The sequence below is a fragment of the Cobetia sp. SIMBA_158 genome (genome assembly GCF_046566945.1).
Lineage (GTDB): Bacteria > Pseudomonadota > Gammaproteobacteria > Pseudomonadales > Halomonadaceae > Cobetia > Cobetia amphilecti.
The window spans coordinates 1-8,418 of record NZ_JAWJYL010000022.1 but is presented as its reverse complement, the minus strand read 5'-3'; the positions used below and the strand labels follow the sequence as shown (position 1 = coordinate 8,418).

General features: G+C 51.5%; 8 protein-coding genes. 7 read left to right on the top strand and 1 reads right to left on the bottom strand.

All coding sequences use genetic code 11. The features are described from left to right. The first annotated feature begins 213 nt into the window (after positions 1–213). From R2R70_RS18685 to R2R70_RS18675, 3 genes are all read left to right on the top strand, one after another. Entirely contained in the window at positions 214–492 is a 279-nt protein-coding gene (locus R2R70_RS18685; RefSeq protein WP_404327007.1) for a hypothetical protein, read from the top strand. A gap of 441 nt (positions 493–933) precedes the next feature. Continuing rightward, the gene (locus R2R70_RS18680; protein WP_404327008.1) at positions 934–1,158 is read left to right on the top strand and encodes a DUF6290 family protein; all 225 of its coding nucleotides are present in this window, start codon (positions 934–936) and stop codon (positions 1,156–1,158) included. Beyond that, positions 1,142–1,408, top strand: a complete 267-nt coding sequence (locus R2R70_RS18675; RefSeq protein ID WP_024951933.1) for a type II toxin-antitoxin system RelE family toxin — start codon at positions 1,142–1,144, stop codon at positions 1,406–1,408. The genes R2R70_RS18680 and R2R70_RS18675 overlap by 17 nt, the downstream gene beginning before the upstream one ends. A 299-nt stretch (positions 1,409–1,707) precedes the next feature. Here R2R70_RS18675 and R2R70_RS18670 read toward each other — a convergent pair whose 3' ends face one another. After that, entirely contained in the window at positions 1,708–2,172 is a 465-nt protein-coding gene (locus R2R70_RS18670; RefSeq protein WP_410978708.1) for a hypothetical protein, read from the bottom strand. Positions 2,173–3,349: 1,177 nt separating this feature from the next. Here R2R70_RS18670 and R2R70_RS18665 point away from each other — a divergent pair. The 4 genes from R2R70_RS18665 (at position 3,350) to R2R70_RS18650 (ending at position 8,013) form a co-directional block, all read left to right on the top strand. Further along, the gene (locus tag R2R70_RS18665; protein ID WP_410978707.1) at positions 3,350–4,309 is read left to right on the top strand and encodes an integrase domain-containing protein; all 960 of its coding nucleotides are present in this window, start codon (positions 3,350–3,352) and stop codon (positions 4,307–4,309) included. A gap of 801 nt (positions 4,310–5,110) precedes the next feature. After that, entirely contained in the window at positions 5,111–5,983 is an 873-nt protein-coding gene (locus tag R2R70_RS18660; protein ID WP_410978706.1) for a replication initiation protein, read from the top strand. Between the two features lie 83 nt (positions 5,984–6,066). Then, positions 6,067–6,927 (top strand): hypothetical protein, encoded by an 861-nt coding sequence (locus R2R70_RS18655; protein WP_410978705.1) that lies wholly within the window; start codon positions 6,067–6,069, stop codon positions 6,925–6,927. Positions 6,928–7,185: 258 nt separating this feature from the next. Beyond that, a complete protein-coding gene (locus R2R70_RS18650) occupies positions 7,186–8,013 on the top strand; it encodes an Abi family protein (protein ID WP_410978704.1) in 828 nt (275 codons plus the stop codon). Positions 8,014–8,418 lie beyond the last annotated feature (405 nt).

Sequence of the window (8,418 nt, the reverse complement as noted above, 5' to 3'; positions counted from 1 at the left end):
CGATGCCCTCGGCAGCGATCACTACCGGTCTCCGACCGCCGGATCATCGCCTCACCCGCTTTACGATGCCCTCGGCAGCGATCACTACCGGTCTCCGACCGCCGGATCATCGCCTCACCCGCTTTACGATGCCCTCGGCACCGGTCACTACTGTGCCACTACATGAAGTATCCTGAGCTGTACACCGAATACCTATAAGACAAGGATGTAGGGATGCAAGAACTTACGAACCAAGTGGCCTACGCCATAAAGCACAGTAGCAGGGATGATTGTCGTAAATTATTGGGCGATCTGTTTGATGCCGTGGCCACGCAGCGTGAAGGGTTTGAGGAAGTAAACCTGCTTGATACTGTTGAGCTGACCGGTATGTCACCGCAATGTCCGTCAGGCGTGATCGTCTCAGTATTTGGACTCCCACCTACCTGCTTGGATGACAGAACGGTATTCGTGGACTTCATGGACGTACTCGTGGACGCCCACGCCTTTAGATAAAAGAAAGCCACCCAATTGGGTGGCTTCTTCGTGTCATGACTCCAATTTGCGCTTCTGAGCGAATTTCTCGATGACCCCTTCTGCCATACCGCCCCCGAAGTAAAAGCCCACCACGAGGCCCACAGGGACGCTCAGGTGAAGTGGTCCCCGGAATTCGGACCAGGCGCTAAGCTCTGATCAGACCGACCAGGAGATGCCCTCGCATCTACTCCTATAGCCTTTCCGCCGGGCACTACTGCCGTGCGAAGCTTCTAGACTGCCGATTTCGCACGTGCGAATTCCTTCCAGGTAAGGGCTGCAGCACCAGCCTCGGTAACCCGCTTTACGATGCCCTCAGCACCGGTTCACTCGCTTGGCTTCTGTGATCGGCTATATAGCTGGATGAGTCGTGTCGTCAGCAGTATGCTATACACGTATAGCAATACTCAGGAGAGCTTATTCATGCTGGCAATTCGACTACCTAATGACATCGAGGAACGTCTCGAGGCACTGGCCAAGGCCACTGGCCGCACCAAGACCTACTACGCTCGTGAGGCTATCCTCGAGCACCTGGAGGATCTGGAAGACATCTATCTCGCGGAACAGACACTCGAGCAGCTACGCCGTGGGGAAGAAACCACGCACTCTCTGGACGACGTGGAGCAGGACCTTGGCTTGGCAAATTGAGTTGACCGGAGCCGCACACAAGCAGCTCAAGAAGATCGGCCATGCCGAGGCCAAGCGTATTCGTGACTATCTGCGGGAACGTATCCAGCCACTCGAGGATCCGAGGCAGCTGGGAAAGCCTCTCCAGGGACAGCTAGGTGAGCTATGGCGCTACCGTGTCGGCGATTATCGTCTTATCGCACAGATCGAAGATGATCGAGTCTGCGTGCTTGTCGTCCGGATCGGCCATCGACGCGATATCTATCGCTAATGGCGACTCTTAGGGTCTATGGCGGCACCAAAACTTATCATAACCACTTGTTTTTAATGCAAATAGTGGGAATGACGTGAAAAGCAACGATGCCGCCCATCGAGATAGATAGACTCGCCTTTTTCCTGGTTTTGTAGCCATAAACCGGCATTTCCGGCCATCTCATGAAAGAGCCAGGCCTCACGACCTACGCTGCAGCCCGCATGGTTGCTGGGAAATAGTGGGAATGACGTCGTTCATCCAGCTTCGGGGCACTCGTTCGATACCTGCTCTTGCCTTGCCCACCTCTTCCTCTCAGGTTACTCCTCGTGTTTCCGCGCTTTCAAAGCTGCCATTTCCCTCGCGAAAGGATGCTTGTCGTGAACCTGAGAGGACGTCGGCGGCTTGGACGCTTCCTGCGGCTGGTCTTCGTCAACTTCTGATCCCATCAGGGGGAGTCGGCGCATATGCTGCTCCAGCGCTTCAATTTTCTCCGCCTGCCGGCGCGTGACGGCCAGTAGCTCCTTCACAAGCCCCACCAGTTCCTCTGTGCTTTCCGACGATGCTGTCGGGGTGTCGGAAAGGCCTTTGGCACCAGTTGTTGAAGCGGTGTCGGGCGTTGTCGGAGCTTCGCCATAGACCCGGATCATTTCCGCCAAGTCGAGCACACGCTGTCCATGGCCATTCAATCCAGCCGTGATGCGGCCTCGAGAAATGGCTTCATAGAGCGTAGAGCGGTGCAATCCGTAAAGTTTTGCCATACGGCCAATCGTCAATTCTGGCATGTCGAACCCTGTAGGGTTGATGTGTCGTTTGCCCGACAGAATGGGCCTAGCCCTCTCCGATCACAAATCAGCTGTTCTGCATGGAAAGTCATGCTAGTCTCAAGACATGTCCGCATAGCGGCGTAGGGGCCCGACCGACCTCTTTATAAGAACGGTCATTTGGTAGCCACGGGTCTACCTCTGAAATCAGACCAGGAAAGCGCATGTCTCCAACGAATGTGTACCCGCCTGGCACATAATGAAGTCCATAATAGTACTTATAAATCAGTAGCCTAGAGATACCTTCTACCGCTACTAGCAAGGTCCAGTCACCGCCAGGTGGCGTAAGACCCTCGCTGGCTACAACCCCTGATAGCAAGCACATTCAGGATCCAGCCGAATCGCGTTTGAAAGCTCAGACGGCGATTGAGGGGAAGGTGCGTCTTGAATTCAGAGTGAGACGATTTAGCTCCGAATTCTGCACCTAAACTCACGACCTTGCGCCAAAACTCCCAAAAAAGTGGTTCCGGCTTTGCTGTCACACGCCCGTGTGCTCAGTGCTAGCGCGTTGCGTCTCTACTTTCCATCGCCACAGTCATCGGCGTAGAGCGGCAACTCCTGGCACTGCCTCACGTGCATGCGGCGGCGAGTCCGGCTGACCAATAAACGAACGCCCGGCTACTGCCCTCTCTGGCACGAGACTCGCTCCGGCGACCTCGAGATCAGCCATTAAGGCGTTCACGAAACGTGCAGGTAGCGGCGCGTCCGTCTCTGTGCACCGCACAGAGACGGACGCCGTCAGGCGCCCGCGAACCCACGGGGGCTCAATGCCCCCGCGGGTTCGAGCGTCACCAAACCCTGCACCAAAACTCATTGCTGACACCTGCACATCGCGTTGTCCGGCGTTCGCGCCACCTGCCTGGCTGGTAGGCATGACCTTGCGCTGTGTCGTCAGCAATGAGCGCGCCTTGACTGTGGGAGCTGCCACCTCCCGCCACGATCCCCTGCCCACTCACTGAGTGTCGCGATCGGATGCGCACACAAAATTTCCGGACGATTCCGGCGGCCATGTCACGAGACGACACGCTTCCCAGGTCTGACCGCGCCCAAAAGCGGTTTAACACTTACCGAACGTCTTGGCAGGACACCGGGAAGCGACTTTGACACTCCCTATCACCACGACGCAGGAGGCTTCGTGATGGGCAAATACGCATCGAAACGTAACTACGGCTATGGAAAGCAAATGGCCTACGCCGGGCATCAGGCCCTGGTGAGCCTCTATGGCCAAGGCCACTACTCGACAGTGGCCACGCATTCGGACCGTTGGGGCCAGTTTTCCCAGTGGGCCAAGGACAATGGTGTGAAGGATCTCGCCGCGACACCCAACCAGGCACTGCTGGAACGCTATGCCGAACACCTTCAGACACAGGTGATGTCGGGAGATATCGCCGTCTCGACGGCTCAGAATCTTCTGAGCAGCGCCAATACGACCTTTCTGGCCCTGCGCGGCGATCACAGAGTGCGGGTGTCTCCGTCGCAGTACGCCGGGAAGCGCAGCAATGTGCGACAGACAGCGCCGACAGCGTTGGACACCGACAAAGTCACGCAGACTTGCCGAGCCCTGGAGGCCGCAGGCTTACCCCGCGCGTCTGCCGTCCTGCAGCTGGCTGCCGCGTTCGGGGTGCGCCGTGAAGAAGCGATCAAGGCGGACCTGGAGCGATGGCATCGTGAGGCGTCCAGAAAGGGCACTGTAGACGTGCAAGAGGGAACCAAGGGCGGAAGGTCGGCACAGCGCTTAATCGCCGTCAGCGAGCCTCAGCGGGCCGCTCTGGCCTATGCACGTTCAGTGCGTCCCGAAGGAAGCCGAAATCTACTGGCACTTGAGGAGCGCTATGCGGATCTGGCGACAGCTCGGCAAGGCGAGCTCAATCGTGCCCGCCCCATCCTGAAAGCGCATGGTCTCAGTGGCTTCCACGATGCCCGGGCCGCGTACGCCTGTGCCCGCTATGCCGTGATTACGGGCCACCCTGCGCCTGCCGTCAGCGGCTCACTCTCACCCCACAAATCTCAGGATCAGTTGGCACGTCGACTGATCAGCCAGGAACTCGGACATAACCGCCTCGATGTCACCGTGGCGTACCTAGGAGGTCGCAAATGATGTTCTACGCAAACGGCACCCCGATTCAGGTCGACGGCAACATGCTGGAAAACCTGTTGAAGTGCGACCCGCGAAAGCAACGGGGGGTCCGGGCTCATGGTCGCCGTATGGTGCGAATTCAGCAGTTGATTCATGAGCGTTTCGGCGTGAGGCATCCCTGGCAATGGAAAGCCAAGCACGTACGTTGGGTGATGAAAGATGGTTTGGGGGATATCTCCCCTGCGACGGCCTATGACTACTGGCGCACTTGCCGATGGACCTTGGAAGTGACAGGAGTCTACAAGGATTGGGAACCTCACTTGCGTGGGCCTTGGCTCAATCCGAAGGGAGAGCTGCGTCCCGCCGGGCGCGGAGGTCGGCCTCCTAAGAGGCCATAAGCGCCGGACCACCGAATAACTTGGCGCGTAGCGCCTGTGTTCCCGCGTTGGGGTGGGGTGGCGACCACCGTCGTCGGATTTCTTTAGCGATCAGCCTTTTCGCAGGATGCCCAGGGGCGTAGCCCCTCGATGGCATCCTTTCTGCGCCTGTGGCGCAGGCAATTTTAGGCGGCCGAAGGCCGGGCGGAGCGAAGCGGAGGGTAGGCGAGCGCATCGCGCTCTTTTCTGTTCCTTTTCCCTTTTATTCCTTTTAGGTTATGTAACTAACTGAAATTAAAGGGGTAATAGCGTTAAAAGGGGACGGATTGATGGTTAAGAGGGGACGGATTGATGGTTAAGAGGGGACGGATTGATGGTTGTAGGAGGGACAGATTGATGGTATCAAGGGACTTAATAAAAAAAGTCCCTTAATGGAGAGAATAGTATGGATTCTGCATTGGTCTACAAAAGTAACGCACTGATTGAAGCGTCCTACCGCCTCAGCATTTACGAACAGCGCATCATTCTTGGGTGTATTGCCCAAGTACGCCGAGATGAGGCTTTTAGCGACCAGCGGCTTTACACGGTCAGCGCCCAGCAAATCGCCGACATGACCGATACTCAGCTAGGTACGGCTTACCAGAATCTCAAGGCAGCGGCTGAACGCCTGTTCCGGCGAGAGGTGACTCTACATGAAGCACCCAATGGCCAAGGTAGTGCCAAGATCAGGCTCACGCGCTGGGTACAGGAGGTGGTTTACCAGAAAGATCAGGGCATGATAGCCCTTCGCTTCAGCCAACCCATGGTGCCCTACCTATCCCAGCTCACCGAACAGTTCACTCGCTATGCTCTGACCGATATAGCCCGCATGGACAGTGCTCATGCTATCCGGCTCTACGAACTGCTTTGCCAGTGGCGTGATGTCGGCCAGCGTGAGGTATCCATCGAGTGGCTACGCCATGCCTTCCAACTGGGCGATAAATATCCGGCCATAAAGGACTTCAAGAAGCGAGTAATTCAGCCTTCCATTGAGCAGATCAACGAACACTCGCCTCTGTGGGTGAAATGGGATCAGCGCAAGACCGGACGGCGTGTCAGCCATTTGGTATTCACCTTCGGCGAGAAAGCCCCGGGAGAAACCGGTGTAGATGCCAACAAATCCAATAAGCACAAGCCTAAAAGAAAAAGCAATCAAAGCGCTCAGGGCGCGATATACGGTATTCCCACGAGCGTAATTGAAGCCGCAGCGCAGCCTGGCGAGAGCTACGAGGATGCCGCTCTGCGACTGCTAGAAGAAGCAGCCAAAAGAAAAAAATGAACCGGCCTCATTGATCTAATTTTTATAGTAATATTTTAGCAAGCTAACGTGTTTTAATAGTTTTAAAAAAGGATTTATTTATAATGGCAGAAGAAAACATAAATAGTCGTGATATACCAAATCCAATACAACGAGAGGTTAGACAAAGATGTGGTTTTGGTTGTGTAATTTGTGGAATGCCTCTATATGAGTACGAGCACATGGAAGAGTGGGCGCAAGTTAAAAGACATGTTGCCGATGAAATCACATTACTTTGTGATCAGCACCATAGAGAAAAAACCAATGGATTGCTTCCCAAAGAAACTGTTTATGAAGCAAATAAAAATCCATTCAACTTGAGAGAAGGCTTATCTAAACCCTACAATCTTCATTTTTCAGGAAATGAGGCTTGCATCGAGATCGGAGGTAATAGCTTTACTTGTAAAGATGAAGGCTACGGAACTGCAATGGTTCCAATTAGTGTCGACGGAACACCGCTGATTGGTATAGTTTTAGCTGATGGCCATTTTTTATTAAACGTGGTTATCTTTGACGAATTTAATACACCAGTACTACATATAAAAAATAATCAGCTTTTTTACTCAGCAGAACCTTGGGATATTCAGCTAACTGGTACTAACCTAGTTATTAGAGAAGGGCATAGAAAAATTCTTATAGATTTTGATTTCCAGCCTCCGAACAAAATAGTTATTAACCGAGGTCGTTTTCTTCGAAACGGAATAGAAATATTAGTAAGACCAACTAACATCCTAATCACTAATAACTCATGTCTATTAAGTGGCAATCATGCTCATAATTGTCATGGAGGATTAATTATTGGGCATCATGAAAAGCCCATTGGGGGATTCTTTGGTATGCAGAATATTCCTCGATATTTAGGGAATAGGAAAGAAGCTCTTAAATTCGAAAGGGAAGTTACTAAAAATCATCAAAATATGACTTAGGACAATAAAACTTGAAAACAAGAATACTGATCAATAAAATAATAGATACAGATATTCTGTTACACATGGTGTATATCTGGTCTGAGGATAGGATGTTCTTAGATATTAGGCACAAAAAAAGCGCCTAAGGCGCTTCTTTTGATTGGTCAAACGCTCTACTTAATTCAAGCATCTGACCTAGCATTGTGTGGGGGTTGTGCTAGGCAGTGAACCACCCTCACGTTCGTTACGGCTGACTATAGCAACAAGGAGTACACCTTGCAAGGGACTGATCTCGAAAAAATAGAAGCTAGCATCTCTACTCCTAGGCTGAACTCTTACGTTCAACTCACAAGGTCTGCTGAGGATAGAGCTAAGCTAATTTATGCATATCAATGGAACAAACATGTATCCTCGAGTATTTACCCTATTATACAGTGCTTAGAAGTTAGCCTGAGAAACGCCATACATAATGCAGCTACTAACTATCACAAAACATCAAGTTGGTTTGACTCTATAACTAGAGAGGCTGGGCATGATTTATTCAAAAACGACATGAAAAAACACCCTCACAAGAGAGAAGAATATTATCGTAAAGGTGTTTCAAAAGGTTCGAGAAAGGGCTTTAAACCTTGGACATCATATCATGAAAACATGGTAAAGAAGTCAAAAAACAAACTTTATAAAGAGAAAAAAAATCAAAGCGCTGATCGAATAATTGCCGAACTAATGTTTGGATTCTGGGTGGATATATTTACAAAACCCTACCACAATATAAATAATGAGCGATTATGGCCAAACCTGGAAGCTGATGTATTTCCTAATCTTTCCCCATCCGAACGGGACCATAGTGAGATCTATAAAAAACTTAAAGAGATAAAAAACCTCCGCAATCGTCTATCTCATCACGAACCAGTCTGGAAGACTAAAAGTGTGGTATGTCCAGATACGGCAATACAATACTTAAACTCTGTGGTAGGTGACATGCTCGACATAATCCAAGGGATTTCTATAGAAAGATATCAGCTGCTTGATGAATCAGGCCACATTGATTACTTCAAAGAAGTCTGTAACAAAGAAAAAATAGATGAATATCTTTCGAAGTGAAGATAATAAAAACAACAGCGGATACATTAAAACTTATCCGTTGTTGTTTTATGAATCTCCACCTGAAGCTTCGTATCATAACTACACAGGAGCCTGCTTGGTCATTGGGAAAAAGGGAATAACGTGACACACATCACGTATTACATGAGCGACACATAAAATTTCTTATCTCCCAGCCTTATCGATGACTTTAGCTGCGCGACGCAGTAAAAATCGACTCATGATAAGGCGCGTAATCATGATTTTCGGCGTTTTGAGACCGGTAAGCCGGGGCTGTGTCGCGCAAATGCGATGGGGCTAATGGAGGCTCGGCGCTTCACCCGCTTTACGATGCCCTCGGCAGCGATCACTACCGGTCTCCGACCGCCGGATCATCGCCTCACCCGCTTTACGATGCCCTCGGCA

Coding starts and splice junctions, on each gene's coding strand:
- R2R70_RS18685 (WP_404327007.1), top strand. CDS start 214: ATGCAAGAACTTACGAACCAAGTGGCCTACGCCATAAAGCACAGTAGC.
- R2R70_RS18680 (WP_404327008.1), top strand. CDS start 934: ATGCTGGCAATTCGACTACCTAATGACATCGAGGAACGTCTCGAGGCA.
- R2R70_RS18670 (WP_410978708.1), bottom strand. CDS start 2,172: ATGCCAGAATTGACGATTGGCCGTATGGCAAAACTTTACGGATTGCAC.
- R2R70_RS18665 (WP_410978707.1), top strand. CDS start 3,350: ATGGGCAAATACGCATCGAAACGTAACTACGGCTATGGAAAGCAAATG.
- R2R70_RS18660 (WP_410978706.1), top strand. CDS start 5,111: ATGGATTCTGCATTGGTCTACAAAAGTAACGCACTGATTGAAGCGTCC.
- R2R70_RS18655 (WP_410978705.1), top strand. CDS start 6,067: ATGGCAGAAGAAAACATAAATAGTCGTGATATACCAAATCCAATACAA.